Source organism: Burkholderia cepacia GG4 (assembly GCF_000292915.1).
In the GTDB taxonomy this organism is placed as follows: Bacteria; Pseudomonadota; Gammaproteobacteria; order Burkholderiales; family Burkholderiaceae; genus Burkholderia; species Burkholderia cepacia_D.
In genome coordinates, this window is record NC_018514.1 from 598,935 (window position 1) to 625,778 (window position 26,844).

General features: G+C 68.0%; 26 protein-coding genes. 11 read left to right on the forward strand and 15 right to left on the reverse strand.

The window, feature by feature from the left end; genetic code table 11:
* The first annotated feature begins 58 nt into the window (after positions 1-58).
* From GEM_RS18515 to GEM_RS18525, 3 genes are all read left to right on the forward strand, one after another.
* A complete protein-coding gene (locus GEM_RS18515; RefSeq protein ID WP_014898895.1) occupies positions 59-1,375 on the forward strand; it encodes an MFS transporter in 1,317 nt (438 codons plus the stop codon).
* 150 nt (positions 1,376-1,525) lie between these two features.
* The gene (locus tag GEM_RS18520) at positions 1,526-2,776 is read left to right on the forward strand and encodes an MFS transporter (protein WP_014898896.1); all 1,251 of its coding nucleotides are present in this window, start codon (positions 1,526-1,528) and stop codon (positions 2,774-2,776) included.
* Between the two features lie 204 nt (positions 2,777-2,980).
* On the forward strand, positions 2,981-3,592 hold the full coding sequence (locus GEM_RS18525) for a cysteine hydrolase family protein (protein ID WP_014898897.1): 612 nt from the start codon (positions 2,981-2,983) through the stop codon (positions 3,590-3,592).
* 51 nt (positions 3,593-3,643) lie between these two features.
* Here GEM_RS18525 and GEM_RS18530 read toward each other — a convergent pair whose 3' ends face one another.
* The 3 genes from GEM_RS18530 to GEM_RS18540 all read right to left on the reverse strand — a co-directional run bounded on the left by GEM_RS18530 (position 3,644) and on the right by GEM_RS18540 (position 7,109).
* Positions 3,644-5,269, reverse strand: a complete 1,626-nt coding sequence (locus tag GEM_RS18530) for an amidohydrolase (RefSeq protein WP_014898898.1) — start codon at positions 5,267-5,269, stop codon at positions 3,644-3,646.
* A 362-nt stretch (positions 5,270-5,631) separates the two neighbouring features.
* Complete coding sequence (locus GEM_RS18535) at positions 5,632-6,447, reverse strand: helix-turn-helix transcriptional regulator (RefSeq protein ID WP_272148435.1); 816 nt, start codon at positions 6,445-6,447, stop codon at positions 5,632-5,634.
* A gap of 185 nt (positions 6,448-6,632) precedes the next feature.
* Positions 6,633-7,109 carry a nuclear transport factor 2 family protein gene (locus tag GEM_RS18540; protein ID WP_014898900.1) on the reverse strand — a complete coding sequence of 159 codons (477 nt, stop codon included), beginning with the start codon at positions 7,107-7,109 and terminating at the stop codon, positions 6,633-6,635.
* 267 nt (positions 7,110-7,376) lie between these two features.
* On the opposite strand from GEM_RS18540, the gene GEM_RS18545 reads away from it, so the two are divergent.
* On the forward strand, positions 7,377-7,763 hold the full coding sequence (locus GEM_RS18545) for a winged helix-turn-helix transcriptional regulator (RefSeq protein ID WP_014898901.1): 387 nt from the start codon (positions 7,377-7,379) through the stop codon (positions 7,761-7,763).
* Between the two features lie 553 nt (positions 7,764-8,316).
* Here the strand turns inward: GEM_RS18545 and GEM_RS30235 are convergent.
* Positions 8,317-8,688, reverse strand: a complete 372-nt coding sequence (locus GEM_RS30235) for a YXWGXW repeat-containing protein (protein ID WP_014898902.1) — start codon at positions 8,686-8,688, stop codon at positions 8,317-8,319.
* Between the two features lie 608 nt (positions 8,689-9,296).
* Here GEM_RS30235 and GEM_RS18550 point away from each other — a divergent pair.
* Positions 9,297-10,397 (forward strand): porin, encoded by a 1,101-nt coding sequence (locus GEM_RS18550; protein ID WP_014898903.1) that lies wholly within the window; start codon positions 9,297-9,299, stop codon positions 10,395-10,397.
* Positions 10,398-10,584: 187 nt separating this feature from the next.
* Here GEM_RS18550 and GEM_RS18555 read toward each other — a convergent pair whose 3' ends face one another.
* Positions 10,585-10,983 (reverse strand): GreA/GreB family elongation factor, encoded by a 399-nt coding sequence (locus GEM_RS18555; protein WP_014898904.1) that lies wholly within the window; start codon positions 10,981-10,983, stop codon positions 10,585-10,587.
* 513 nt (positions 10,984-11,496) lie between these two features.
* On the opposite strand from GEM_RS18555, the gene GEM_RS18560 reads away from it, so the two are divergent.
* A complete protein-coding gene (locus GEM_RS18560) occupies positions 11,497-11,826 on the forward strand; it encodes a DUF4148 domain-containing protein (protein WP_014898905.1) in 330 nt (109 codons plus the stop codon).
* Between the two features lie 152 nt (positions 11,827-11,978).
* Here GEM_RS18560 and GEM_RS18565 read toward each other — a convergent pair whose 3' ends face one another.
* Complete coding sequence (locus tag GEM_RS18565) at positions 11,979-12,440, reverse strand: CBS domain-containing protein (protein WP_014898906.1); 462 nt, start codon at positions 12,438-12,440, stop codon at positions 11,979-11,981.
* A gap of 177 nt (positions 12,441-12,617) precedes the next feature.
* Here GEM_RS18565 and ribA point away from each other — a divergent pair, with 177 nt between their 5' ends.
* Both ribA and GEM_RS18575 read left to right on the forward strand, forming a co-directional pair.
* Positions 12,618-13,268: a GTP cyclohydrolase II gene (gene ribA, locus GEM_RS18570; RefSeq protein ID WP_014898907.1), complete on the forward strand. Its 651-nt coding sequence runs from the start codon at positions 12,618-12,620 to the stop codon at positions 13,266-13,268.
* 243 nt (positions 13,269-13,511) lie between these two features.
* Positions 13,512-14,093, forward strand: a complete 582-nt coding sequence (locus GEM_RS18575; RefSeq protein ID WP_014898908.1) for a GNAT family N-acetyltransferase — start codon at positions 13,512-13,514, stop codon at positions 14,091-14,093.
* Positions 14,094-14,624: 531 nt separating this feature from the next.
* Here GEM_RS18575 and GEM_RS18580 read toward each other — a convergent pair.
* The 3 genes from GEM_RS18580 to GEM_RS18590 form a co-directional block, all read right to left on the reverse strand.
* A complete protein-coding gene (locus tag GEM_RS18580; protein WP_014898909.1) occupies positions 14,625-15,386 on the reverse strand; it encodes a hypothetical protein in 762 nt (253 codons plus the stop codon).
* 52 nt (positions 15,387-15,438) lie between these two features.
* The gene (locus GEM_RS18585) at positions 15,439-16,047 is read right to left on the reverse strand and encodes an acyl-homoserine-lactone synthase (protein ID WP_014898910.1); all 609 of its coding nucleotides are present in this window, start codon (positions 16,045-16,047) and stop codon (positions 15,439-15,441) included.
* A gap of 209 nt (positions 16,048-16,256) precedes the next feature.
* Positions 16,257-16,700, reverse strand: coding sequence for a DUF4902 domain-containing protein (locus tag GEM_RS18590; RefSeq protein ID WP_014898911.1), 444 nt, complete (start codon positions 16,698-16,700; stop codon positions 16,257-16,259).
* A 73-nt stretch (positions 16,701-16,773) separates the two neighbouring features.
* Here GEM_RS18590 and GEM_RS18595 point away from each other — a divergent pair, with 73 nt between their 5' ends.
* The gene (locus GEM_RS18595) at positions 16,774-17,493 is read left to right on the forward strand and encodes an autoinducer binding domain-containing protein (protein ID WP_014898912.1); all 720 of its coding nucleotides are present in this window, start codon (positions 16,774-16,776) and stop codon (positions 17,491-17,493) included.
* A gap of 46 nt (positions 17,494-17,539) precedes the next feature.
* Here GEM_RS18595 and GEM_RS18600 read toward each other — a convergent pair whose 3' ends face one another.
* The 5 genes from GEM_RS18600 to GEM_RS18620 form a co-directional block, all read right to left on the reverse strand.
* Complete coding sequence (locus GEM_RS18600; protein WP_014898913.1) at positions 17,540-18,247, reverse strand: MgtC/SapB family protein; 708 nt, start codon at positions 18,245-18,247, stop codon at positions 17,540-17,542.
* A 307-nt stretch (positions 18,248-18,554) separates the two neighbouring features.
* The gene (locus GEM_RS18605) at positions 18,555-20,102 is read right to left on the reverse strand and encodes a TolC family protein (RefSeq protein WP_014898914.1); all 1,548 of its coding nucleotides are present in this window, start codon (positions 20,100-20,102) and stop codon (positions 18,555-18,557) included.
* Positions 20,089-22,185: an FUSC family protein gene (locus tag GEM_RS18610; RefSeq protein ID WP_014898915.1), complete on the reverse strand. Its 2,097-nt coding sequence runs from the start codon at positions 22,183-22,185 to the stop codon at positions 20,089-20,091. The genes GEM_RS18605 and GEM_RS18610 overlap by 14 nt, the downstream gene beginning before the upstream one ends.
* Positions 22,166-23,215 carry a multidrug transporter subunit MdtN gene (mdtN, locus tag GEM_RS18615; RefSeq protein WP_014898916.1) on the reverse strand — a complete coding sequence of 350 codons (1,050 nt, stop codon included), beginning with the start codon at positions 23,213-23,215 and terminating at the stop codon, positions 22,166-22,168. Before mdtN ends, GEM_RS18610 begins: the two co-directional genes overlap by 20 nt.
* Entirely contained in the window at positions 23,212-23,505 is a 294-nt protein-coding gene (locus GEM_RS18620) for a hypothetical protein (protein ID WP_041490741.1), read from the reverse strand. The genes mdtN and GEM_RS18620 overlap by 4 nt, the downstream gene beginning before the upstream one ends.
* Positions 23,506-24,138: 633 nt before the next feature.
* On the opposite strand from GEM_RS18620, the gene GEM_RS18625 reads away from it, so the two are divergent.
* Complete coding sequence (locus tag GEM_RS18625; RefSeq protein WP_014898918.1) at positions 24,139-25,287, forward strand: metallophosphoesterase; 1,149 nt, start codon at positions 24,139-24,141, stop codon at positions 25,285-25,287.
* Positions 25,288-25,293: 6 nt separating this feature from the next.
* Here the strand turns inward: GEM_RS18625 and GEM_RS18630 are convergent, their stop codons facing one another.
* A complete protein-coding gene (locus tag GEM_RS18630) occupies positions 25,294-25,878 on the reverse strand; it encodes a malonic semialdehyde reductase (protein ID WP_014898919.1) in 585 nt (194 codons plus the stop codon).
* A 236-nt stretch (positions 25,879-26,114) separates the two neighbouring features.
* Here GEM_RS18630 and GEM_RS18635 point away from each other — a divergent pair, with 236 nt between their 5' ends.
* Complete coding sequence (locus tag GEM_RS18635) at positions 26,115-26,720, forward strand: alpha-ketoglutarate-dependent dioxygenase AlkB family protein (RefSeq protein ID WP_014898920.1); 606 nt, start codon at positions 26,115-26,117, stop codon at positions 26,718-26,720.
* Positions 26,721-26,844: the final 124 nt, after the last annotated feature.

Below are 26,844 nucleotides of genomic sequence, written 5' to 3' on the forward strand. Positions count from 1 at the left end.
CACGATCGCCCGCACGGGCGGCGGCCGGCACCGCCCCACGAGACTGCAGGAGACAAGCATGCGCGACTCACGTCGGAACACGCGGCATCGGCAAGTGATTGCCGCGGTCGTCGGCAATACCCTCGAGTGGTACGACTTCATCGTCTACGGTTTCTTCTCCGGCATCATCGCGCGGCTGTTCTTCCCCGCCGAAAGCCAGTACGCGTCGCTGCTGATGTCGCTCGCGACGTTCGGCGTCGGCTTTTTCATGCGTCCGGTGGGCGGCATCCTGCTCGGGCTCTATGCGGACCGCAAGGGCCGCAAGGCCGCGATGCAGCTCATCATCTTCCTGATGACGCTGTCGATCGCATTGATCACGTTCGCGCCGTCGTACGCAACGATCGGCCCTGCGGCGCCGGTCCTGATCGTCGTCGCGCGGCTGCTGCAGGGTTTCGCGACCGGCGGCGAATACGCGAGTGCCACCGCGTTCCTGGTCGAGAGCGCACCCGCCAACCGGCGCGGCCTGTATGGCTCATGGCAACTGATCGGCCAGTGCCTCGCGGTGTTCTCGGGCGCGGCGATGGGGGCGTGGGCCACGCAGTCGCTGTCGATCGACGCGCTGCATAGCTGGGGCTGGCGCGTGCCGTTCGCGCTCGGGCTGCTGATCGGGCCCGTCGGCCTGTGGATCCGCCGCCATATGGAAGAGACCGAGGCGTTCCTCGACGCGAGCAAGTCGGTCGTCGAGCCGCCCGCGAGCGTGTCGCGCGTGCTGCGCGACAACCTGCGCGGCGTGCTGGTGTCGATGGGGCAGACGATCACCGGCACGGCCGTGTTCTACGTGATGCTCGTCAACATGCCGACGTTCGCGCACAAGACCTTCGGGCTGCCGCTCGACCAGGTGTTCAAGGCGCAGATGGTCGCGGTCGCGCTGCTGACCGTGACGATCCCGGTGTCCGCGATCGTGTCCGACCGCATCGGCCGGCGCCCGGTGCTGCTCGCCGGCATGCTGGCGATGCTGACGGTCACCTATCCGCTGTTCTCGTGGCTGGCCGCCGCGCCGAGCGTCGGGCGCCTGCTCGTGATGCAGCTCGTGATCTGCACGATCATCGGCATCATCTACGGCCCCGCGCCGACCACGCTCGCCGAGCAGTTCGCGACGCGTTCGCGCTCGACCGGCGTCGCGCTCGCATACAACGTCGCGGTGATGGTGTTCGGCGGCTTCGCGCCGTTCATCGTCACGTGGCTGACGCGCGCGAGCGGGTCGCCCGTCGCGCCCGCGTGGTATGTGCTGTTCGCGGCGTCGTTCGGGCTCGTTGCGACCGTGTTCATGCACGACGGCGCGCCGTGCGTGCTCGCGCGCCGGCAGTTTCGCGGCGAGCCGCTGAGCGCCGAATAGCGGGGCGCCGTCCGGGGCGGTCAACCATCGGCTCGGACGGCAGGCAGGGTATCGGCACAGCCGATGGTTAGCATCGCGGGCGGCGGCCTACCAGGGCCGCCGCCCGCTCGTTACGCTTGGGCGATCATCCACTCCGTCCGGAAGGTCGCCATGTCCCGGCTCGACTACACGTTGCTCGGCCCCTGCCTGCTCGCCATCGCGATCGACGCGATGGGGTTCGGGCTCGTCTACCCGATGATGTCCGCGATCTTCAGCGATCCGCACGCGGGCATCCTGCCGGCCGACGCCGGCGAGCACGCGCGCAATTTCTACCTCGGTCTCGGCTACGGGATCTATCCGTTATGCATGTTCTTCGGCTCGTCGCTGATGGGCGAGCTGTCGGATCGCTACGGCCGCCGCAGGATCCTGCTGCTGTGCGTGCTCGGTCTCGCGGCCGGCTATGCGCTGATGGCCGCCGGCGCGTGGCACGCGAGCGTCGCGCTGCTGCTGGCCGGCCGCGGGCTCACCGGCCTCGCGGCCGGCTGCCAGGGCATCGCGCAGGCGGCGATCACCGACGTGAGCACGCCCGGGAACAAGGCGTACAACATGAGCATCATGTCGCTCGCATTCAGCGCCGGCGTGATCGTCGGCCCCGTGCTCGGCGGCGTCACGTCCGACCGGACGATTTCGCCGCTGTTCGACTACGGTACGCCGTTCGTGCTCGTCGCCGCGCTGTCGCTGGCCTGCGCGTTCTGGACCTGGGCGTCGTATCGCGACACGGCCGCGCCGCGCGGCGACACGCGTATCGATCCGCTGCTGCCGCTGCGGATCATTCGCGAAGCCGCGAGCCAGCGCAACGTCGCGTTCCTGTCGGTGGTGTTCTTCCTGATGCAGGTCGGCTACGGGCTTTACCTGCAGACCATCATGCTGTTGCTGCAGGCCAGGTTCGGCTATACGAGCGCGCGGCTCGGGCTGTTCAGCGGCGTGATCGGCATCTGCTTCGTGTTCGGCCTGCTGTTCGTCGTGCGGCTGATGCTGCGCGTCTGGCGCGTGATCGACATCGCGAAGACGGGCCTGCTCGTCGCGGGCCTCGGCCAGATCCTGTCCGCGTGGTTCCCCCACGAGCCGGTGCTGTGGACGCTCGCGATGGTGGTCGGCTGCTTCGACATGGTTGCCTACACGACCATGTACACCGCGTTTTCCGATGCCGTCAGTGCGGACCGGCAGGGCTGGGCGCTCGGCGTCGCGGGCTCGGTGATGGCCGTTGCGTGGGTCGTGACGGGCGCGCTCACGAACCTGCTGCCGGTGGTCGGCGAGATCGGGCTGCTGCTGATCGGCGGCGCGGGGTTCCTGCTCAGCTTCGTGATGATGGTGTTCTACGGACGCAAGCAGGCGGGCGGGCGCACGGCGGCGCTGTCGTAGGCGGCCGTGCGCAGGTTGGCCCGATCCTGTCGGACGTTGTCCTGACGGCCGCTGTCGCGGATGGCCGAGCGGCCCGACACTGGCGTCTCGCGGTCACGGCAGGCTTGCCACCGGCGCAAACCCGACCGGGGCCTCGCATGGCGACCACGGCCTGGCCGGATCGCCGTTCCGTTCGATGTGCCAACCTGGAGTAGAGAGCGACCCATGCAACATCCGACCATCCGCACGCTGGCCGGCGCGAGCGCGCCGGCGTCGATCGACGCTGCCCGCACCGCGCTGCTCGTGATCGATTTCCAGAACGAATATTTCAGCGGCCGCCTTCCGATTCCGGAAGGGCCGCGCGCGCTCGGCAATGCGCAGCGCGTGATCGCGTTCGCCGAGCGCGCGGGTATTCCGGTCTTCCACATCCAGCACGTCGGCGCGGCCGACGGCCCGATCTTCGCCGACGGCAGCGACGGTTTCGGCTTTCATGCGGACCTGCAGCCGGCGCCGCATCACGCGGTCGTGAAGAAGACGTCGGTGAGCGTGTTTCCGACGACCGACATCGACGCGCGCCTGAAGGCGGCCGGCATCGACACGCTGATCGTCACCGGGCTGATGACGCATGCGTGCGTCGCCGGCGCGGCGCGCGATGCGGTGCCGCTCGGCTATGCGGTGATCATCGTCGACGACGCGTGTGCGACGCGCGACCTCGACGTCGCGGACGGCGGCACGGTGCCGCACCGCGACCTCCATCGCGCCACGCTGGCCGCACTGTCGGACACGTTCGGCGACGTGCTGTCGACCGAGCAGGTGCTCGCGCTCCGCGTCGCCTGACGAACGCCCGGCCGACACGCAAGCGGCACGCGAGCCGCACTCAAGCGGCGCTCAATCCGCCCAGCCCGGCGCGGCGTACACGACCTCGCCGCGGAAGCACGTCTCGATCACCCGCGTTTGCGCGAAGGTGCCGACCGGGTGCTCGAACGGATTGCGGTCGAGGATCGCGAGGCTCGCATCCTTGCCCGCTTCCAGCGAGCCCGTGCAGTCGTCGAAGCGCAGCGCATACGCAGTGTTCACCGTATACGCCTCGAGCATCGTGAGCAGGTCGAGGCGTTCGTGCGGATTCCACGGCGGGCTGTCCGGCTGCTCGATCAACCGATGCGTGACACCGGTCTGGATGATCTGCATCGGGTCCATGGTGCTGACCGACCAGTCGGAACCGGCGGCGAGCAGCGCGCCCGCGTTGCGCAGGCTGCGGAACGGATAGTTGCGCGCGGTGCGCTCGGCGCCGAGCAGGTCGCGGTAGAGCTGTTGTTGTTCCTCGCGCGCGGCCGTCCACAGGGTCTGCACGCTCGCGATCGCGCCGAGCCGGTTGAAGCGGCCCATGTCGGCCGGATCGACCAGCTGCAGGTGCGCGAGCTGCGCGCGCCGGTCGCGCATCCCGTTGCGGCGTTGTACGTGTTCGAGCGCGTCCAGCGTCATGCGCACCGCTCGGTCGGCGAGCGTGTGGAAATGCAGGTCGAAGCCGGCCGTATCGGCGAGCAGGCAGATTTCGTTCAGCGCATCCTGGCTCCACAGCGCGAGACCACAGTCGTCGGTGCCGGCGTACGGTTCGAGCAGCGCGGCGGTTTTCGATTCGGGCACGCCGTCGACAAAGATCTTGACCGTATGCAGGCGCAGGTTGTCGCATTCGTATTCGCGACGCCACGCGGCGAAGCGCTCGATCTGCTCGCGCAGATCGCGGCGCGGGTTCGCGTAGAGGCCCGCGCTCACGTACGTCTTCAAGCGGCCTGCGCGTTGCGCGTCGGCGTAAGCCTTGAGCTCGGGCTCGTCGACGCGCGCGTCGAACCAGCCGGTGATCCCGTAGCCGTGTGCCATCGCGTGTGCCTTCGCGAGCGACTTCGGATAGCCGGCCGGGCTCAGTTGCGGAATGATCGGGCAGACGCGGTAGAACGCCGCTTCGTGCACGACTCCGTTCGGCATACCCGACGCATCGCGCTCGTATACGCCGCCGGTCGGATCGGGCGTGTCGGACGTGATGCCGGCTGCCTCCAGCCCTTTCGTATTGAGGCAGCCGCTGTGCACGTCGAAGCCGACCACGAGCAGCGGCCGGTCGGGCACGATCCGGTCGAGCAATGCACGGGTCGGGTACGCGCCGAACGCGGCGAGGTTGGCGCCGCCGAGATAGACCCACGGCTCGTTCGGCGTCGCATCGGCACACGCGCGGATGCGCTGCAGGATCGCGTCCGGATCGTTGATCCCGGACAGGTCGAAGTCGCCGAGGATCTGATGGCCTTCGAGCGGATGCACGTGGCCGTCGATGAGGCCCGGCAGCATCAGCCGGCCGCCGAGATCGACATTGCGCGTCGCCGGGCCGGCGAGCGGGCGGATGTCGTCGTCGCGACCGACGGCGACGATCTTGCCGTCCTTCGTGGCGAGCGCCTGCGCGAAGCGGCGCTGCGCGTCGCCGGTGTAGAGCAGGCCGTTCAGGTAGATGGTGTCGGCGTATTGCATGGGTCTCCTCCGGTTCGGGGAATCGACGGACGCACGCATCCATCGGGCGGGCCGTCGGGCGCGCCTGGTCGCGTGGACCCGGTCGGGTTGGAATGGGATGACGGGCGTCAGGCCCGCGTGCGGCGCGGCACGAGATGCCGGTTGCGCCGATCGATGCGCGTCGGCAGGTCGAGGGGGGACGCGTGCGCGGCCGTGCTGGCCGGCGTCCATCCGGGATTCGGCATTCCGTGTCTCCGTTGCATCCGGCGCGCCGCTGGCGTCGGGTGAGTCAGATACTAGGAGCGGGCCGGCCGGCTGTCTGTCATCGTTTTAAGGACAAGCCGCGACAAAGGCGCGGGAAGGCTGGGGGCGGGCGCGGCGAGCTAGCGGGCGCCGTCGGCGGGCGTGTCATCTTCGGTCACGCACCACGCGAACAGCCCGGCCCGGTTCGCGACGCCGAGCTTCGCGAGCGCGCGGCCGAGATAGGTGCGCACGCTGCTCGGCTTGAGCTCGAGTGTAGCGGCGATCTGCGGGACGGGGCGGCCTTGCAGCACGGCACGGCACACGAGCCGCTCGCGCTGCGACAGCGCCGCGCCGCTGGCCGCCAGCCTTTGCTCGAAGCGCTGCAGCAGCGCGCCGTCGTCCGGGCGCGGCGCGAGGCGCGCGAGCCGCGCATGCTGGATCAGCAGCGGCAGCACGAAATCGCCGAGTTGCCGCAGCAGGCTCAGCTCGGCCAGCGTGTACGACGGCTGGCCGCGCCGGCGGAACAGCGAGAACGCATAGACGTAGTCGCGTTCGCTGCCGAGCAGCGTGCAGTCCTCGCCGAGCTCGCCGAGCGCGAACTGGCGGCCGTATTCGGTCGCCGTGTCGATGTCCTCGTTGCACGAGAACACGAGCTGCGAATCGGTGACGCGTTCGATATGCGGAAGCAGCGTGTCGTTGCGCCAGTCGCCCTGTGTATACAGATCGAGCGCATGGCGCGTGCCGCCGGGATCGTCGCCGCCCGCGAAGAACAGCACGTCGACGCTGTCGACCGCTTGCGACCCCGCACCGCGTCGGTAGCGGGTCGCGACGCTGTAGTGGGACTGCGGGTCGACCGTTTCGCGCAGCCACGCCCAGAGCCGGGCGGGGAACTGCGGACTGCCGAGGCTGGCGACCAGGTCGCCGGCGCTGTTCAGGGAAATGTGGGCGGGGCTCATCTTGGACACCATCTTCGCGAACGGCCGCCTGCGCCGGTCGTGCCGCGCGCGCGGCGGCGTGCGGGCGGGCGACGGCCCCGGTGCGGTCATGCGGGCCGGGGCGGCGTGGCGGCGAAGCCCGATTGTAGGGGACTTCGCCGGTGCCGGGCGGCCGTGCCGTTTCGCGCGGTGCCGGCCGCGCCGGATCAGAACATCGTGTTCGGGTTCGCGGCGTTTTCGGGCACCGGCTGGATCACGTCCCAGTGCTCGACGATTCTGCCGCCCTTCACGCGAAAGATGTCGACCACCGCTTCGCCGCGATCGCCCGGGCGCTCTGTCGCATGCACGTGCAGATACACGAGATCGCCGTCGGTCGCGCTGCGGACGATGCGCGCGCGCGATGCGGGATTCTGCTTGAACGCGCCGACGAAGTACGACACGAACGGCTGCTTGCCGTCGGACACATGCGGGTTGTGCTGCTTGTAGTTGTCCGCGACGACGGCTGCGGCCTCGACCGCTTCGTGCTTGTTGAAGAAGCGGTCGTAGAACGTCAGCACGAGCTGGCGGTTGGCTTCCTCGGCGGCCAGGTCGCGCGTGGCCGGGGCGGCGGCCAGCGCGGCCGCCGAAGCGGCAAGCAGGACGAACGCGGCAACGGCGCGAACGGGGGAGCGGAGCGATGGCATGTGGCGTGTTCCTTGTCTGGCGATTCGTTGACGGGCGCGCGGTGCGCGAGTGGGGATGATGCCGATCGCAGCCATCGGCGGGCGACGGGGAGCCCGGCGACACGCGTGGCCGGAGCGCATCCGCATGCTTCGGAGAACTGGAAAATCGGTGCGGCTGTCAGGACGATCGAATGGTACAGTTGCCGCGAACCCGTCACAAGAAGTCATCGCGGAGTGAACAGGTCACACCGCGATGACCGTGTGTTGCCCGTGAAGGAGAGTCCTGTCATGCCGTTTCCGTCCGCCGACGCATCCGTCGAACTCGATCAGCCATGCCCGATCCGCGATGTACTCGACCGCATCGGCGACCAGTGGAGTCTGCTCGTGCTCGAAGCGCTGTCCGGCGGCACGATGCGCTTCAACGAACTCGGCCGCGAGATCGGCGACGTGTCGAACCAGATGCTGTCGCGCACGCTGAAGCGCCTCGAGCAGGACGGCTTCGTCAGCCGCACGCTGTTCGCCGAAGTGCCGCCGCGCACCGAAGATGCGCTGACCGATCTCGGGCGTTCGTTCCTGACGCCGATGCAGGCGATGATCCGCTGGGCCGACGAACATCATCGTGCGATTTGTGCGGCGCGTCGCCGGGCGCGCGAGCTGGACGGCAGCGGGCGTTGAGCGGGCCGCGCTCATGCGGCCGCGTGGGCACGGCACGTCTGCATGGATCGGCTGCGGTGCCGGATAATTTCGTCATCCGAATGTTTTGGGCGGCGTGGATGGCTTGCGTGAGCGTTGTCACGCAGGCTGCAGCGTGCTCGTGAAGCGATTGGCGCCTGCTGAAGCGTGCGGCCTGTCGTGATCGACGCATCTGCGATTGACATCCGCGCGGTGCGCCGGCGTGCGAGCCGGACGCTGCGACGTGCCGATCGTCAGGGGCGCAGAAGCGGCGAGTTGCGGCACGAGGCGATTCGGTAAGGTGAGGGCGGGCATCGGGCATTCGCCTGAGTCCGATACGCCCGATCGGTGAGACGCGGGCGTCCCTGATATGAAATGCAGTGGCGCATCCCGCTGCGCGTGCGTGGCGGACCGTTGGCGGGGGCCGGATCGGGCGATGCCGGCCGATACCGGTATGGGCCGGCCCACTGGCCGGGCCCGTCGCCCTGCGGCCGAACGGTGCGGGCGCGCCCGCCGTCCGGCTGCGCGCCGTCCGAGGGGCGGCGCGGGCGGCTGCCTATCGCCAGCCGCCGTCGACGTAGACCCACGCCGGGCCTTGGCGGCGCCAGTAGCCGGGGGCCCATCGACGCCCCGGGCGGCGCGCGACCCAGCGGCCGGACACCCATATATAGTGGCCGCGCTCCCAGCGCCAGTAGCCGTCGGTCCAGATATAGCCGTGCGGCCTCGGCGGCGGCGGCCGGCGGTCGTGCCGCGGTGCCGGCGGTGCAAAGCCGGGGCGATCGCCATAGGGCGGCCTGCCGGGCCCGGGGTTTGGCCCCGGCCGGTACCCGGGCGGCACGGGCTGGGCCGAGGCGGTACGCAGCCAGCCGCCGGTGCCGGCGAGGGCGGCGGTCAATCCGATGGCGCGCAACAACGAGCGTCGATTCATGGCGGGTCCTCTGGTGTAATCGAGTCTGCCTTACATTAGCCTGCCGGTCCCGCGGCCGGGTTACGCGGGCCGTTAAGGCTGTTACCGCATGTCACGGCGGCGCGGGGCGCCGTCGGCCGCGTAGTGCAGGCCACCCGTTTCGCGGGGCCCGGAGGACGCATGACGGCCGCCGCAGCCGCTCGCCCTGTGTTTACTGTTGGGTCACCGGGTTTTAGGTGGACAAACCTAGTATTTGGGACTAAATTGAGTAAAAATTACCGTTTTTTCGGGTTTGCACGGTTTCCGTTTGTTGTTTCTATGCAACCGTCAAGACGATGACATGAAAGAATGATGGGATGAAGGCCTCCAAAAAGCAGGCGTCAAGAAGTCAAAAAAAGACGTTAAAACAAATACTTATGACTAGTCCCTACTTTCATTATTTCTAGTTTTGGAAAAGCTTATTTCTTTATTTGCAGATCGCGCCCCTAGGGTACACCCCTAAACTCACGGTTCCCAAACGGGCAACTATCCGGGCGCAGCCAGCAGGACCGATGGCGTTTCCGGGCGGTTGCAGACCGTTTATGAACAAGGTCGCGAGACCTGCCTCTTTTTAGAAGGGAGCTCCACGAATGAACAAGACTCTGATCGTTGCAGCAGCTGCAGCATCGTTCGCTACCGTCGCTCACGCGCAAAGCAGCGTCACGCTGTACGGCGTGCTGGACGCAGGCATCACCTACCAAAGCAACGTCCAGAACGCAGCCGGCCAAGGCAAGTCGCTGTGGTCGATGGGTTCGGGCATTGACCAGAGCCGCTTCGGCCTGCGCGGTTCGGAAGACCTCGGTGGCGGCCTGAAGGCGATCTTCACGTTGGAGAGCGGCTTCAACATCGGCAACGGCAAGTTCGCGAACGGCAACGGCGGCATGTTCAACCGTCAAGCATTCGTCGGCCTGTCGAGCCAGTACGGCACGGTTACGCTGGGTAAGCAATACGACGCAACGCAAGACTACCTGGCGCCGCTGACGGCAACGGGTTCGTGGGGCGGCACGTACTTCGCGCACCCGCTGAACAATGACCGTCTGAGCACGAACGGCGACGTCGCGCTGAACAACACCGTCAAGTACACGAGCGCGAACTACGCTGGCCTGCAATTCGGCGGCACGTACTCGTTCTCGAACAACACGAACTTCGGCAACAACCGCGCATACAGCGGCGGCGTGTCGTACCAGTTCCAAGGCCTGAAGCTGGGTGCAGCTTACTCGCAATCGAACATCGGTGATCCGCTGAACACGGCAGGCGCAGTCAACGCGTTCGCCGCACAAGGCCGCAACCGTACGTTCGGCGCAGCTGCTGCATACGCATTCGGCCCGGCGCAAGTCGGTGCAGCATGGACGCAATCGCGTCTGGACAACCAAGCAAACGGCACGGGCTCGCTGCGCGCTGACAACTACGAAGTCAACGCAAAGTACAACCTGACGCCGGCTCTCGGCCTGGGTGCTGCTTACACGTACACGAACGCGAAGTTCGAAGGCAGCAGCGCGCACTGGAACCAGTTCGGCCTGCAAGCTGACTACTCGCTGTCGAAGCGCACGGACGTGTACGCACAAGCTGTGTACCAACGTGCATCGAAGAACGCCGGCGGCGCTTCGATCTACAACGGCGACATCAACACGGCTCCGAGCTCGTCGATCAACCAAACCGCAGCAACGGTTGGTCTGCGTCACCGCTTCTAAGCGTGACGGCTGGGTAACCAGCTTCGCAGCATCAAAAAAGGCGCCTTCGGGCGCCTTTTTTTCGTCCATCGGTGGCAGCAACGCATCCAGCAGCGACGATGCATCGCGTCAGGACGCAAAAAAGCGAGGCCCTGGACCTCGCTTTACGTTTTTGTGCCGTGAGGTGCGCCGCAGGCCGGCGGTGGCGTCAGCGCGTGTATTCGCCGTTGGCCTCCGGCTGGAACACGATCGCCGAGACCTTCATCAGCTTCTCCGCGCCGCTCGGCTGCATCACTTTCACCAACTGGCCGCGTTGCGTGCCCAGCAGCGCCATACCGACCGGCGAGAACACGTTCAGGCGCCCGAGTTCGAGATTGGCGGCATCCGGATAAACAATCGTCCAGGTAGCCTGCTCCTGGGATGCCTCGTCGAGCAGCGTGATCTGTGAGTTCATCGTGACGACGTTCGCCTTGATGGCGTTGGGCTGCACGATGTCGGCGCGCTCGAGCAGCGTGTCGAGCATCGCCTGGAAGCGCGGGTTGTGCTCGGCGTGCTTCTCGAGGCGAGCGACGTCGAGTTCGGTCAACTGGTAAAGGCGTTGCTTCATGGAAGTTCTCCAAATGATCGGCATGGGGCAGGCGTGGCGTGCCTATGAGGATCGCCCGGAGCCTGTCTGACCTGGCTCCGGGAGGAGACCGAGCTGTCAGATCAGGCGCCGGGCAGGGGCGAGCGGCGCCTGGGCCGTGCGTCGAACGCAGGGGTGCGCCGGATGACCGGCGCGCACACGCACGCCGGCCGGGCCGGACAGCGAAACCGAAAGGGGCGTGAGCGCGTGCATGGTGGATGGAATATCGGCGGGCGAATAAAACCTTACGATTCTACAACACAACCTTCCGGATCGGTGATCCGGATGTCGGCCTTTCGTCAGGCATTGTTGTGGAAATGGTTCAAGTGATAGCGATCTCGCCGAGCGGGAGCCGCTGATATTTTCCAAAATTGCAACGCTGTATGTTCAAACCAAGGGTTTCCCCTTGGTATTGCGAGCACTACACTTCCTCCATCGCTTCAGACAGTCCAGCCGGAAGCGAGGTCAAAAGAGAACATATTTCGGAGGTTCATCATGAAGTCGATCATCTACGCAGCGATCGCTGCATCCGTCCTTGCCGCCCCGATCGCATCGTTCGCGCAGTCCGAGCAGGGCTTGACCCGTGAGCAGGTCCGGGCCGACCTCGTGCAACTCGAACAGAACGGCTACAAGCCGCTGGCGAGCGATTCGCAATACCCGCAGAACATCCAGGCCGCGGAACAACGGATCCAGCCGAACCAGCCGATGCTCGCACAAGCCGATACGAGCGGCTACGGTGCGGTGGCGAGCGCTGCCGGCCAGTCGGGCCGCCGCGTGACGCGTGAAGCCCCGAATCCCGTGAACTCGGTCTACTTCGGCAACTGAACACCCCCGGGTCTGCCCGAGCACAGCATGTGAGCGACGGAGCGCGCACCAATTGCGCGCCTCCGTCAGCAAGAGCAGAACCTCCGTCGCCGCATTCCGGCGGCTTTCCCGCCCAGACGCTCGCGCGTTTGGGCCTTTTTTGCTGGTGCGGGTCAGACGGACGTGACCGCCGGGGTGCCGTGGATATAGTGTTCGAGCTGGCTGATTGTGAATTGCTGGTCGGCAATCACGCTTTTCACGAGGTCGCCGATCGAGATCAGGCCGATCAGCTTGCCGTCGTGGAGGACGGGCAGGTGGCGCATCCGGTGCTCGGTCATCAGCGCCATGCACTCGTCGGTGGATTGCGACGGTTCGACGTAGCGCACCTTGGCCGTCATGATTTCCTCGACGCGGGTGGCTTTCGACGAACGATCCTGCAGCACGACCTTGCGCGCGTAGTCGCGCTCGGTGACGATGCCTGCGATGTCTTCGCCGTCCATGACCAGCAATGCGCCGATCCCCTTTTCCGCCATCAGCTTGATGGCGTCGTAGACGAAATCGGCTTTCGCGACGGTGTAGATGGTGCGGCCCGAATCCGGCTTGGCTTTGAGAATTTGCGCGACGGTCGTGCTCATTTGCTTGCTCCGTGTGCAGGACGATGCAGGGAAGGCAGGGCGAGATGCGCGGCATCCGACGGGCCCAGTATAGCCGGGCCGGCTGCGGCAGTCGCGTGACGTTTCCAGATTAGCGGTAAACTCCGGTCACGCACTATCCACACAACTCCTACATTCCTGATCGTTTCGATTGAATTCATGATGTCTTCGCGTCCCGAATCGCCCACACCGGGCAATGGCCAGGCCGACGAGTGCGTGACGCTCGTCGCCACCGCGTCGCTACCCACGCGCTACGGTACGTTCACGTCGTACGCTTTCCGCGTATCGGGCAGCGATGCCGAACATCTCGCGCTCGTGATGGGTGACGTTGCCGGCGAGCAGTCCGTGCTGACGCGGCTGCATTCCGAGTGCCTGACCGGCGACGTCTTCGGCTCCTACCGCTGCGATTGCGGCGAGCAGCTCGATCTCGCGTTGCGCTACATCGCGGCGGAAGACCGCGGCGTGCTGCTGTATCTGCGCGGCCACGAAGGGCGCGGCATCGGCCTGAGCAACAAGATCCGCGCATACGCGCTGCAGGAGCAAGGGCGCGACACCGTCGAGGCGAATCTCGACCTCGGCCTGCCCGACGATGCCCGCGAATACGATTCGGCCGCCGCGATTCTGCGGATCCTCGGCGTGACGTCGGTGCGCCTGATGAGCAACAACCCGAAGAAGTTCGACACGCTCGTGAAGCACGGCATTCCCGTCTGCGAACGCGTGGCGCTCGCGGTGCCGGTGCGCGAGGAAAACGAGCGTTATATCCGCACCAAGCAGGCGAAGTTCGGGCATTACTTCGAAGAAAACGAGTAACCCCGGTCGGCGCGCGGACGTCCGTTCGGGCGTCGCGCGCTCGCTCATCCGGCGAACCCCGTGCGGGAAGGTGCATCCCGCGGCATTCATTTCTCGCGGCCTGTACGCTCGGCCGTCAGCATTGCCTGCCGTTCGGCGCGTCGATCGCGATTCCTCCGCTTCCGCATTCGGGCTTGTGACGCGACGGTGTTGCGTGCATGTGGTCCGTCGCGCCCCGGCACCTTCTGGACGTTGCGATCACGCATGAACCTGCCGTTGAAGATCGACACCGAGCGTTTGACGTTGCGTCGCTGGCGACCGGACGACGCCGGCGCGCTGGCGGCGATGCATGCGGATCCCGACGTGACCGCGTGGCTCGCGCGTGGACCGATGTCCGCCGATGAAGCAGGTGGCGTCATCGCACGCTTCGACACGCCTTTCGACGCACATGGTTTCGGTGTGTGGGCGATCGAACGCCGCGCCGATGGCGCGCTGATCGGGCTCTGCGGCCTGTCGCGCGAAGTGCGCCGCGAACATCCGATGGCGCCGTGCGTCGAGATCCTGTGGCGCCAGGCCCGCTCATCGTGGGGGCATGGCCATGTCGCCGAGGCGGCTGCTGCGGTATTGGCCGACGGGTTCGGACGGATCGGACTCGATGAGATCTTCGCGTGGACGGCCGCTACCAACCTGCGTTCGCGGTGTGTGGCACAGCGCCTCGGGATGCTGCGGCAATCGGCACGCGACTTCGATCATCCGGCGTTGCCGGAAGGGCATGCGTTGCGGCGGCATGTCGTGTTTGTTGCGCGCGCAGCGACCGTGGGCTTCGACGGCGACGTCCGGGCTTGACGGCCAGGGCATGCGTGCCTGTCAACGCCATCCAGCGTTCTGCAGGGCGATCCGGTAGCCCGGCGTCCTCGACGTCTGTCTGCATGTTTCCCGATACGGATTGAACGACCTCACGCGCATGAAGCGGTGCGGTTGCGCGTGCGCATGCGACGCCCCACGGTCAGGACTTCGGGTGGTGCGACGGCTGATGCACGGATGGGCGAGCGAGAGGGCGCTCGGTGTGCGTGGAAGGCAAATGCGCGTGGCGGCGATATGTCCCCGATAAACCACGCAGGCAAGAAAAAGCCCGCTACTGGAGCGGGCTGAATCCATGTTTGGAGACATGGAGGAGACAGACGCAACTTTAAGGGAAAACCCGAGGGATGGCAAGCCCTAGTTGTAATTGTGCAACGCAGCGCTGCCGGATCCTCTCCGCGAGGGCGGGGCAGCCGTTCGTCGGGCCTGTTTCATCGTCCCGCCGAGTCCTGCCGCAGGCCGGTCGTCCGCCAGTGCGGCGGCGGCTGTCGCAGTTCGGCACCGCCGTTCCCGCGCTCACAGGCCGCCTGCCCGCGCATGCGCGGCAAACGCACCGAACCGTTCCTGCGCGACCGGCAGCGCGTACTTGTCGCGCATCTCCGTCTCGATCCACGCACAGGCCTCGCGTGCGCAATCGGTGAGCGCGTGCCGTGTCGTGTGCCCGTCGATGTCGTAGACGAATCGCACGCCCACCTCGTCGTCGGACACCTGGCGCTGCAACTGGTTGAGTTGCAGTTGCGGCCCGTGCCGCTGCGACAGCACGCGCAATTCGTCGAAGTGATATTCGAGCCAGTCGGCGAAGAACAGTGCATCGCTGTGGCACCGCAGGCGGAACGCCGCGCTGCGCGACGGCCGCTGCGTGGCGTCGCCCGTGGCCTGCGGCTCGCCGGTTGGCGCGATGGCGGCATCGACGGGTGCGAGCGGGTGCCGGATGTGCCGGTACGGTTCATGATCGCGCAGCGCGTGCCACAGCAGTTCGTCGCCGGCGGCGCCGGACGGCTGCATCGTCAGATCGTGCCGGCCGTCGCCGGTAGCGGCGATGTCGCGGATCACGAGCCGCAGCGAGCAGAGCGGCTCGTCGGCGACCAGCAGCGTCGCCGCGCGCGGCAGCCCGCAGACGAGCGGCGCGGCGCCGGCCGCACGAAACACGAGCCCGCGGCGATCGAGCCGCACGAGCGGCAGCGGCCGCGGAAACGACGGGTAGGCGACCGTGATGCGGGCGCCGCCGGCGCTCGTCAACCCGGGCATCATCGCGCGAAAGACCTGAGACTGGTCCAAGGTGGTTCTCCTTCGTTACGATGCCGCCCGGCCGGACTACGCGCGTTCCGGCTCAGGCGGCGATGGCTTGCCGGGCAGCCCGTCCCGGCTCGATTCCTAGTGAGGCAAACGTTTGCGGATCGATGTCGATCCAGCACGCGACAACCAGACGACCGTCCACCTGTTTCGGGGGACCTGCCCGGTGCGCGTGCACGCCGATCCGGCGGAACAGCCGCTCCATGCTCGCGAACGTCACGCCGATCAGCTGCCGCGCGCCCAGTTGCGCCGCGCATTCGACGACCGCGGCGAGCATCGGGCGGACGGCCCACTCGGCGTTGCCCGGCCCGCCTTCGTCGTCGCTCGCCGCGAACCGCGACAGCTCCCAGACGGCGGCCGATTGCGGCAGCGCGACGTCTTCGGCGATCAGGTCGGCAAACAGCGACTTCAGCAGATACGGGCGAGTGGTCGGCAACAGGCGCGCACATCCGCACACGTCGCCGCCGGCGTTTCTCGCGAACACGTAGACGGTATCGTCGCGATCGAACTGGTCGCGCTCGAAGCTTTCGTTCGCCGACGGGAGCGCCCAACCGAGCTGCTCGACGAACACGCGGCGCCGATAGCGCCCGAGATCCGCTGCAAGTTCGTGTGGCAACCGCCCTTCCTCGTGAACGAAGGTCCGCATGGTGTCCTCGGATCGGTACTTTGGTATGCCCGCATTACATCGCGCGTCCCGAGGAGGCGGTAACTGGTAACTCTTACAGGGTGAGGCCGCGCCGACACCATTCGACCGGTGGGAACGGTTTCTTGATCGGCGGGATTGAAATACCGGCGGCTTTTGCTTATAAAGAGCGCCAGTCTTGCGGAAACATCAGAGGAAAGCGCGGCCGGTTGTCACTGGAGCGTTGGACCGGCATGATAGGCGTCGTTGCGACCGAGCAGCGACGACGCGACCGCGGCGGGCCAGTCGATGCACGCGAGCCGCGTGGCGAGCACGGCGGCCGTGCGGAACATGCCGAGGTCGGCGCCCGTGGCGTCGACGGCCATGATGTTGCTGCGGACGTCGCCGCCCGCGATCACGAACGTGCCCGTCGCGCGTTCGAGATACCAGTCCCACCCGACCGTCAGGTATGCGACGCCGGCGCTGGCCGGGCGCTGCCATTCGGTATAGCCGGCCAGGCGCGCGTCGATGGTGTTGTCGCGCAGTTCCGCGAGCAGCGATGCATCGACGCCGCTCGCGACATGGTCGAGCGCGAGCGCGGCCAGTGCGCTTTCGGACAGGCGCACGTAGCCGTCCGGAGACGGACTGCGGACCGGGTGCAACAAAAGTGAAGTCATGCGCGGAATGTATCAGCCCCGAACCGGCGCTGGCACCTGACAGGTATGACAGCGTGACGTTGTCGGAGAAAGAATGGAATTGCGCTGGCAGGATGCCTACCAACAATTCAGTGCCGCGGAAGACGAGCAGCAGCTCTTCCAGCGGATCGCTGCTTATTCTAAACGCCTGGGCTTCGAATATTGCTGTTACGGCATTCGCGTGCCGCTGCCCGTCTCGAAGCCGGCGGTCGCGATCTTCAACACCTATCCGGACGGCTGGATGGCGCACTACCAGGCGCAGAACTACATCGAGATCGACTCGACGGTTCGCGACGGCGTGCAGAGCACCAACATGATCGTCTGGCCGGACGTCGACCGGATCGAGCCGTGCCCGTTGTGGCAGGACGCACGCGACTACGGGCTGTCGGTGGGTGTCGCGCAGTCGAGCTGGGCGGCGCGCGGTGCGTTCGGGCTGTTGAGCATCGCGCGCCATGCCGACCGGCTCACGCCGGCCGAGATCAACATGCTGACGCTGCAGACGAACTGGCTCGCGAACCTGTCGCATTCGCTGATGAGCCGCTTCGTGGTGCCGAAGCTGTCGCCCGAGTCGGGCGTCACGCTGACCGCGCGCGAGCGCGAGGTGCTGTGCTGGACGGCCGAAGGCAAGACCGCATGCGAGATCGGCCAGATCCTCAGCATCTCGGAGCGCACGGTCAACTTCCACGTGAACAACATCCTCGAGAAGCTCGGCGCGACAAACAAGGTCCAGGCGGTCGTCAAGGCGATTGGGGCCGGGCTCATCGAGACGCCCTGACACGGCCGCGGCGGCGGGGCGGCCGTGTCGCACGGGCCGCAGCCGCTCACTCCATCATCGGCTCCGCTTCCTTCGCGGTCCAGCTCACGCTGGAAATGCTTTTCTCCATGCTCATCCGGCTCGCGATCTGCTCGAGCTTCTGCTGATCCTTCGGATGCAGCTTCAGCGTCGCGGTCACCTTCAGCCGGTCCGGCTGGTCGGGCACGTCCTCGCTCGTCAGGCTCTGGAACGACAACGGTTTCGCGTACATCGAATTCGACAGCAGCGTGCGGATGTGCACTTCGTCGGCGGTCAGGCAGATCACGGTGATCTGGTATTCGCGCACGAGATCGGCGTTCGACACGGGGGTCGCATTGATCGCCTGGCTGACGCCGCGCAGCACGGTGTTGGTGAGCAGCACGACGCCCGTGCCGGCGAGCGCCGGCACGAAATGGCCGGAGCCGGCCAGCACGCCGACGGCGGCCGAGCACCACAGCGTCGCGGCCGTGTTGATGCCCTGGATCGAGCCCTTGTCACGCATGATCACGCCGCCGCCGAGGAAGCCGACGCCCGACACGACGTACGCGGCGATCTGCGTGACGCCGGCCACGCCGTTGCCGGTCAGCACGCCGAGCGTGACGAACAGGCACGCGCCGCTCGCGACGAGCGTGATGGTGCGCAGGCCCGCCGTGCGCTGGCGCATCTGGCGTTCGAGGCCGATCGCGACGCCGCAGGCGAACGCGGTGAAAAGACGGAGTGCGAAATCGAGAGTCATGGTTGTCCTGCCGTGCAAAGAGCGCGTGCCGGCCCGCGTCGCGGCGGCGCGATGCCGAAGGCGACACGATGGCCGTCAGCGCGCGGTACTGTACCGCGCGAATGCGTCATTCAGTGTGAAACGGGCGGCGTGCGGGCTCGCGGAACGCGAGCCGCGGCAGGAGAACTGCGGCGGACAGGCGTTCAGGCGGCAAGCGGCGCACGCAACGGAGTGCTGCAACTGTCCACGATGGTTCCTGAAGGAAGAATGGGCGGCATTCTAGTGGGTCGCCCGCGCAGGCGTCAATCGGTTCGGGTCGGGCGGCGCGTCACTGCGACGATCCGATCGTCCCCGTCGCGAGCGCGAGCGCGGCGGCGGCCGACAGCGCGCCGGCGTAGCTGTCGACTTCCGCGTTGCGCGCGGCGAGCAGTTGGCTTTGCGCGATCGTCGCGTCGGTGACGGAGCCGACGCCGTTCCGGTACGCGGTCAGTGCCGCGTCGTAGCTCGTTTGCGCGGCATCGACGAGCGCCGTCGCGGCATCGTGAGACGCAAGGCTCGTCTGCACCGCGTTCTGCGCGGCGACGACCTGGCGGACGGCTTCTTCCTTGGTCCGGGTGAGGCGCGCGGACGCGCTTTGCGCATCGTTGCGCGCCTGCATCAGCACCGCCGAGCGCAGGCCGCCGTCGTACAGCGGGATCGTCACGCCGAGGAACACGCCGCCGCCGTAGCGGCTGCCATTCAGGTTGACGGTCGGTGCCTGGTCGCCGATCGCGGGCAGCGCGGAAATCGCCGTGCCGCCGCTTGCATACGATGTCGATGCGGACAGGAAGATCTTCGGCATGAACGCGGCTTCCGCAGCCTTGATCTTCGCGCGATTGGCCTGCTCGAGCGCGTACGCGCCCTGCAGATCGGGGCGGCGCGCGATCGCGTCCGACACGATCGCGTCGACCGACGAAGCGAGGGCGGGCGGCAGCGGCCGCTTCGGCAGCGCGGCGATCGACGGCTTCGACAGCGGCGAGATGCCGAGCGCGGAAACCAGCGCGAGGTAGCTGTCGCTTTCCATGCCGTTGGCCTGCACGAGCGCGAGATTCGCCTGTGCGCGGTTCTGCGTCGCCTGCGCGAGCTCGACGACCGTGCCGACGCCTTGCCTGAGCCGCGCGCGGGATGCCGCGAGGATCGCGTCCGCGTTTGCCAGGCCCTGCTGCGCGCTGGCCGCGCGCGAGCGTGCGGCTTCGTAGCGGTAGTACGCGACGGTCACGTCGTGGATCACCTGCTGGTGCACCGCCGTGAACGCGACGTTCGATGCGACCGACGCCTGTTCGGCCGCCTCGACGCGCGCCGCGCGACCGCCGAAATCGAACAGCAGCCATTGCAGCGACAGCGCGGAGATCGTGCCGTGCACGGTCGTGTTGCTCGACGCGTCGCCGAGGATCGTCGAGGTCGAGCCGTGGCTCGCCTGGTATGCGCCCATCGCGGTCGCGGACAGGTTCGGCAGGTACGCGGCCTTCGCGATGCCGACTGCGAGCGCCGCGTTGCGCGCGTCGTTCCACGCGATGCGGGTCAGCGGGTTCGTCGATTCGGCGAGGTCGATCAGCTCGGGCAGCGTGTACGGATGCGTGGCGTCGAGCGCGGCGGGCGGCGATACCGACGCGAGCGCGGGCGATGCCGGCAGCGTGTAGTCGTGCGGTGCGCGTTGCGCGGACGCGAGCGCCGGGGCCGGCACGATGTCGCCGGCAGCCGAGGTCTGCGGCTGCCACGGTCGGTCGGGCGCCTGCGGCGCCAGATCGATCGACGACGTCGCGCAGCCGGCCAGCGCGACAGCGGTCGCGAGTGCTGCGGCGGCGATCGACGCGGCCGGCGGTTCAGGGACGCACATGAGGGGCAGGCTCCTTCGAGGTGGCTTGACGGTCGGCGTCGGCGATCTGCGCGAGCCGCGTGTCGATCAGATTCAGCAGTGCGTCGTGTGCGGAGTCCGCCGGGGCGCCGGCCGGCGCCGTGCCTGCGGCTGCCGAAGGTGGCGGCGCAGCGGTGTGGGCGGCCGGTTCGCCGTCGAGCAGTTCGACCACGCGCGCGAGCCGCGCATCGATCGCCGCGTCGCCCGGCGCGCGCTCGGCGAGCAGGAACAGCGGGCCCTCGAGCGCGCCGAGTTCCGCGAGCGCGCGGCGCCGGGTGGCGAGCCACGTGGCGGCCGGCCGCACCCACGACGGCTCGTAGTGGATCAGGCCGAGCTCCTGCGCGATCGCGCCATGGCGCGCGAAGGCTTCGGCGGCGAGCGTGCGGCGTTCGGCCGGCTGAACGATCAGCGCGACACGGCGCCATTGATCGAGTAGCGCCGTGAGCGCGACGTCGATCTGCTTGCCGATGCTGACGGGCCAGATGCGCGTGAACACGAGATACACGACGATGTTGCCGAGCAGGATGCCGATCGTGCGATCGCGCGCGAGCGTCAGGTCGAAGCCGGGGCCCGCGCCCTGGATCACGCACAGGAAGAACGCGAACGCGACCTGGAAGCCCGCGTACGCGATGCGTGGCGAACCGAACGCGACCCACGCGGACAGCCACGCGCCGACGAACACGAGTGCCATCAGCTCGCCGATCGACGACAGCGCCGGCACGACGAACACGAGCGCCGCGGTCCCGATCAGCGCGCCGACGATGCAGCCGGCGATCCGCAGCGTGAGCTTCTCGACCGTTTCGGCCGTCGAGCCGAGCGACACCATATAGCAGGTGATGAAGCAGGTATGGATGCCCGACCAGTCGAGCTGCGAATACAGCAGGTAGCAGAACATCGCCGCGACGGTCGTCTTCAGTGCGTAGCGGATGTGATCGGGGTTGGTGCGGGCGTCCGGCAGGAAGAAGCCGCCGTGCGGCGCGGGCGGTGCGGCGGGCGCGTTCGCCGCCGAAGCCGAAGCCGAAGCCGAAGCCGACGCCGACGCCGACGCCGACGCCGACGCGTCGGGCGGTGCAGCAGCCGGTGCAGCCGGTTTGACCGGCTCGGCGAAATGCGTGATGGCCGTGTGCAGGTCGGTTGCGACGACGCGCGCAAGTGGCGGCAGCGTATCGGCCGGCGGCAGCGCAAGCGTTACGTCGACCGGATAGCCGCCTTGTTCGAGGATCCCGGCCATCTCGTCGAGCGTCGCCGCAGCTGGTTCCGCGAACGCGGCGGGCAGCCGCGCGTCCGGTTCCCGGTCGGCGAGCGCGACCGCGACGAGCAGGGCGGTGCTCGATGCGATGGCTTGCCGCAGCGCGGGCACGTCGGCGGCCGGCGTCGAGCCTTCGAGCGTCGACAGCTTGAGCCACGTGAGCAATTGCTTGTCGCCTTCGCGCAGGCTCGCGTCGAGGGCCGCGCGCGCGTCTTCGTCGCCGCGCAGCCGCCGCGCGGCGAGCCGCAGCCGTGTCGCGAGTTGCGCGAGCGCGAGCTTGCGCGGCGACGGTGCGATCAGCAGGTTGACGACGATCGCGACGCCGACCGGAATCGCGACCATCAGCCATGCATAGAGCAGCGCGCGCGTCGCGGCTTCGCCGACCGGCGCGAGACCGAGCTGGTCGAGCCCGAAGCCGACGATCATCGCGAGGATCGCGCCGACGGGGCGCAGCTTGCTCGCCGAAGTGAGGTACAGCAGCCCGACCGACAGCACGGCCATGCACGCGACGCGCAGCACCGAATACTCGATGCTGACGATCGCGACGCCGATCACGAGCGCGATCACGAGCGTGATGAGGAGCATCATCGCGACCGCGAGCACGACGCTCGTCACGCGATCGGCGCGGTTCAGGAAGAACACGACATACGCGGAGATCGCGGCTTCCGGCGTGCCGTAGCCGCTCGTCACCAGCACGACGAGCGCGCAGATCAGCGCGACCCGCACGGCCATTGCGCTGCGTCCAGGAAACGGCGCGAGCAGTCGCAGGACTTCGCGCGGGCCCGGCGAGCGGACCTCAGCGGCAGGCTGGGCCATGCCGGACCTCGACGATCGCGCTCGCGCCGACGCGCACGAGCTTGCCGTCGGGTTCGTCGAGCTTCACGCGCACGGGGAAGCGCTGGGCGACATGCACCCAGTTCACCGAGCGCTGCACGATCGGCAGCGCGCGCGGCAGGTTGATGCGATCGCTGTCCGCGATGCCCGCGCCGATGCCGACGACCTTGCCCGTCAGCGGACGGCTGCGGTCGATCATCGAATAAACGGTCGCGCAGTCGCCGACCGCGATGCGATTCAGCGACGTCTCGCGGAAATTACCGACCGCGAACCATTCGCTCGCGTCGATCAACGTGAAGATCGACTGGTTCGGCGCGAGGGTTTCGCCGGCGAGCACGGTCAGGCCCGTCACGAGCCCATCGTGCGGCGCGCGCACGACCGTATCGTCGAGCGCGTGCTGCGCGCGGGCGAGCGCGGCTTCGCGTGCGTGGAGCGTCGCGATCGCGTCGGCATCGTCGCCGATCGTCTGCGCGGACGACCGCTGCTGTTCCTGCGCCTGCGCGAGCGACACGGCCGCGTCGCGCTGCCGGACCTTCGCCTGGTCGAACTGCTGCGCGCTGACGTAGCCCTGCGCGGCGAGCGGTGCGAGCCGGTTCACGTCGCGCAGCGCGAGATCGTGATTCTGGGTCGCGCGCTTGACCTGCTCGGCGGCGACTGCGGCGTTCGAGCGCTCGCCGATCAGTGACCGGCGGCGCGTGTCGAGCGACGCGCGCGCGAGTTCGAGATCGGCCTGCGCCTGCGCGACCGTCAGCCGATACGGCACCGGATCGATTTCATACAGCAGGTCGCCTTTCGCGACGCGCTGGTTCTCGTGCACCGCGAGCTGCACGATGCGCCCGCCGACGGGCGACGCGACGTGCACGACGTCCGCGTCGATCGATGCGTCGTCGGTGGACGGGTAGGCGGTCGTGCGGTGGTACGCGTACGCGAGCGCCGCGATGCCGAGCGCGACGATCGCCAGCGCGATCGCGCGGCCTTTGGTGGAGGGGCGGGCGGTTCCGGCGGCCTTCATGCGAACGGCCCCGTGCCGGTGAGCCAGACGATCACGGCGACCACGATCCCGATCGCGGTGCACACGGCGAGCTGGTAGGGCACCGTGGCGGCCCAGCCGGTCGCGACGAACACGCGGTGCGCGACGATCGCGCCGACGATGCCGGCGATCGCGCTGACGAGCCAGAGCGGGAAATACGCGCCGAACAACGCGAACGACGGTGCGCCGCGCGATGCGCAGCCCGCGAGCGGCAGGGCTGGCACCAGGGTGGCGACGACGCGCAGCGGCGCGCGCGGCATTGTTTTTCTCATGGTGGGGCGAGCTCGACGGTGGGGGTGGATGCCGGGCGCGGCGCAATACGGTTCGCCGCCGCGACGACGATTCCGCGATACGGAGCCGATCATAAATCAGCGCGATGCAGACCGCCAGCCGTGCCGAGCGCGCTTGTGGCAAGGGCCGGCCGGTCGGCAGGCTGCGCGGTGCGGTGGCGGACGGTCCGCGATTCTGCCAGCGCGAGCTCCGGTAGGGTTGCTAACGGACTGTAAAGGATCGTCAGACGAAACCACACGTGCCGTGTTTGTTTGCGGACGCGGCGGAATCGGCGCGTGAACGCGGGATTGCCGCCCGGATGCGAGTGAATTGGCGTCCGCTCGTGCACGGGAGCGGCCGGGTTCTTCCGCGACGTGAGCGGACAACCGAGGTTCGGCGCCGTGTCGTCGTCCTGGCGATGCATCGGGCGGTGCGATCGACCGGAACGCTGCCCCCGGCCATCGCGTGAAGCGGGCCGGCCCGCCCGCGGCGGCCGTGCCCGGTCATGCCGGCCGGTATCTGTGTACCATCGTACGTATGGCGCGACGTGTGGCGCGGGGCATGAGGAGATCTGAGGTCACGGCTCCGTTCGACGCGCGGCGCGGAAGCGGTATCGCAACCAGGATGAGCGTTCCATGCGAAGTTTCTTTGTCCGGTTCATTGCAATCGGCGTGCTGTTCCATTTGTATGTCGGGCTGCGGATCATTCCCGACGCATTCGCGTCGCCGCTCGCGCGCACGATTGCGGCGCTGGTGCTGGCGAGCTTCGTCGTGCTGATCCCGGTCGGGATGTTTTCGCGCCGCTTCGACGAAGGCTGGGCCGCGACGCTGGTCGGCTGGACCGGCTCGCTCGTGATGGGCTTCTTCTCGTCGCTGCTCGTGCTGACGTTCCTGCGCGAGCTGGTGCTGCTCGGCGTCGTCGTCAGGCGCTATCTGGGGCACGACGCCGCGTGGAGCGGCGCGGCATCCGACACGGCGCTCGTCGTGGTGGCGGGCGCGGTGCTGGTCAGCGCGATCGGGTTCGTCGGCGCGCGCCGCACGGCGGCGGTCAAGCGCGTGTCGATTCCGGTCGACGGGCTACCCGCCGCGCTCGACGGGCTGAAGATCGTGCAACTGTCCGACATTCACGTCGGGCCGACGATCAAGCGGCCTTACATCGAGCGGATCGTGCGGGCGGTCAATGCGCTCGATGCCGATCTCGTCGTCGTGACGGGCGACGTGGTCGACGGCTCGGTCAAGCGGCTGAGCGAACACACGGCGCCGCTCGGGCGCATGCAGTCGCGGCACGGCAGCTTCCTCGTGACGGGTAATCACGAGTACTACGCCGGCGCGCACGCGTGGATCGACGAATTCCGGCGGATCGGGTTGACGGTGCTGCTGAACGAGCATGTGCTGATCGAGCACGATGGCGCACGCGCGGTGCTCGCGGGCGTGACCGATTTCACGGCGGGCGGGTTCGATCCCACGCATCGCAGCGACCCCGAAGGGGCGTTGGCGGGCGCGCCGCGCGACGTCGCCACGAAGATCCTGCTCGCGCACCAGCCGCGCAGCGCGGAGGCGGCGAGTCGGGCCGGCTACACCGTGCAGCTGTCCGGGCATACGCACGGCGGCCAGTTCCTGCCGTGGCCGCCGTTCGTGCGCCTGCAGCAGCCCGTGATCGGCGGGCTGGACCGGTTCGGCGGGATGTGGCTCTATACCAGCCGCGGAACGGGCTACTGGGGGCCGCCGAACCGCTTCGGCGTGCCGTCCGAAATCACGCTGATCCGGTTGACGCGCGGCCGCTAGCGCACGTCAGTCGATGCGCGCGATGTCGTCGAAATCGAAGCGCGGGCTGCGCGGGAACAGGCCCGCCGGATCGCCATAGCCGAGATTCACGAGGAAGTTGGTCCGGATCGCGGTGCCTGCGAAGAATTCGGCGTCGACCTTCGCGGCGTCGAAACCCGACATCGGGCCCGCGTCGAGGCCGAGCGCGCGCGCGGCGAGGATCAGGTACGCGCCCTGCAGCGACGAGTTGCGGAATGCGGTGGCTTCGATCAGCGCATCGTTGCCGGCGAACCAGCTGCGCGCGTCGGCGTGCGGGAACAGGCGCGGCAGGTGCTCGTGGAACGCGAAGTCCATGCCGACGATCACGGTGACGGGCGCGGCCATCGTCTTCGCGAGATTGCCTTCGGACAGTGCGGGTTTCAGGCGCGCCTTCGCTTCGGGCGACTTGACGAACACGAAGCGCGCGGGGCTCGCGTTCGCCGACGTCGGGCCGAATTTGGTCAGGTCGATCAGCCGGTGCAGCAGCGCGTCGTCGACGGGTTTGTCCTGCCATGCGTTGTGCGTGCGCGCGGTGAGGAACAATTGGTCGAGGGCGGAATCGGAGAGCGTCATGGTGGGTTCGGGAAGAAATCGGCCGGGTCGCGCCGGCCGGCATTGCGGAAGAAGGCGGCGCCCTGGATAAGGGCGCGCTGCGACACGGCGCGATGATAGCGTGGCGCGCGCAAACGCGGCGGCTTCGCGCGCGGCGCGCGACGGGCCGCAATGACAGCGCATGGCGGCGTGCCGCGCCGTTGGCTACCATGCAGACAGGGTTCCCACGCACCGTTCATTGCCCGCCTGATTCCGCCATGTCGACACCCGATCTGTTCGCCGATGCCCCCGCGCCCGACGTGGACTGGTACCCGGACTGGCTCGCGCCGGCCGACGCCGATCGTGTGCTGGCCGCGCTGGTCGACGAGGTCGCGTGGCGGCAGGACACGATCCGCACGCCGCGCGGTCGCATCCCGTTGCCGCGGCTCACCGCGTGGCAGGGCGAGCCGGACGCCGTCTACGTGTATTCGGGGATCCGCAACGTGCCGGAGCCTTGGACGCCGGCCGTGCTCGACCTGAAGCGCGCGGTCGAGGCGACCTGCGGCGCGCGTTTCAACAGCGTGCTGCTCAATCGCTACCGGAACGGCCAGGACAGCCTCGGCTGGCATGCCGACAACGAGCCCGAGCTCGGCGAGGCGCCCGTGATCGCATCGGTGAGCCTCGGCGCGATGCGCGTGTTCGACCTGCGTCATCGCGCGACCGGCGTCGTGCATGCGTACCGGCTGACGCACGGCAGCCTGCTGGTGATGCGTGGCCGCACGCAGGCCGAGTGGCAGCACCGCGTGCCGAAGGCGCCCGCGGTGCAGGGCGAGCGCGTCAACCTGACGTTCCGGCGCGTGATATCCGCGGACGCGAGCCGGTAGCCGCGCCCGGCAGCCGCACCAGGCAGCCGCACCAGGCAGCCGCACCAGGCAGCCGCATCAGGCAGCCGCATCAGGCAGCCGCATCAGGCAGCCGCATCAGGCAGCCGCATCAGGCAGCCGCATC